This is a genomic window from Bradyrhizobium sp. LB11.1 (assembly GCF_040549385.1).
GTDB lineage: Bacteria > Pseudomonadota > Alphaproteobacteria > Rhizobiales > Xanthobacteraceae > Bradyrhizobium.
Genome location: NZ_JBEPTH010000063.1, coordinates 1 through 1,023 on the forward strand (window position 1 = coordinate 1; position 1,023 = coordinate 1,023).

Below are 1,023 nucleotides of genomic sequence, written 5' to 3' on the forward strand. Positions count from 1 at the left end.
ACGACCACGAGATCGTCGACGCCTTCGAGCGCGACCAGCGCATGATCGCTCGTGACGTTGCAGTTGCGTGAATCCTCGAACACGGCGGTGCCGTGCGCCGAATTGCCTTGCGTGTCCTTGTCGGACAATTCCCACACCGCGCGCCAGGAGCCGACGTCGGACCAGCCGCAGGACACCGGCACGACCGCTGCGCGCGAGGTCTTCTCCATCACGGCATAGTCGATCGAGATCGCCTTTGCCGCGCCAAAGGCCTGCGGCTCCAGCGTCACGAAGCCGAGATCGCGCCCCGCGCTGGCAACCGCATTGGAGACCGCCTCCACGCTGGCCGCATCAACCCTGCGATATTCGTCGAGCAGCAGGGCCGCCGGGAACATGAAGTTGCCGCTGTTCCAGAGATAGCCCGAATTGACATAATCGGCGGCCTTCACCGCATCCGGCTTCTCGACGAAGCGCGCGACCGCGTGCACTTCGCCCGTGATCACCTCACCCGGGCTGATATAGCCGTATTCGGTCGCCGGCCGCTCCGGCTTGACGCCGAAGGTGACGATGCGCCCCGTGCTCGCGGCGGCGAGGCCTTCACGGCAGGCCGCGACGAAGGCGGCGTTGTCCTGCACCACATGGTCGGCGGCGAGCGCGAGCACGATCGCTTCACTCGTGCGGTCTTGCGCAAACGCGGCGCCGGCGGCGATCGCGGGGCCGGAATCGCGCCGCATCGGTTCGAGGATCACATCGGCCTCGATGCCGATCTCGGCGAGCTGCTCCAGCACCATGAAGCGATAGGACGCATTGGTGATGACGATCGGACGATCGAACAGCGACGGATCTGAAACACGCAGCAGCGTGTCCTGGAAGGTCGAACGCGCGCCGAACAGCGGCAGGAACTGCTTCGGGCGCACCTCGCGCGAAGCCGGCCACAGCCGCGTGCCGGCGCCGCCGCACATGATCAGGGGGATAATGCGTTTGTCCATCGTCGTTTCAAACCTCGAAGTGGTCGCGATACCAGGTGACAAAATTGCGGACCCC

Annotated in this window: 1 protein-coding gene; it reads right to left on the bottom strand. The window is 65.6% G+C overall.

What is annotated here, in order from left to right; translation table 11 throughout:
• Positions 1 to 968, bottom strand: a 968-nt coding sequence (locus tag ABIA96_RS36590; RefSeq protein ID WP_354141728.1) for a mannose-1-phosphate guanylyltransferase/mannose-6-phosphate isomerase, incomplete at its 3' end; no start/stop codon positions are given.
• Positions 969 to 1,023: the final 55 nt, after the last annotated feature.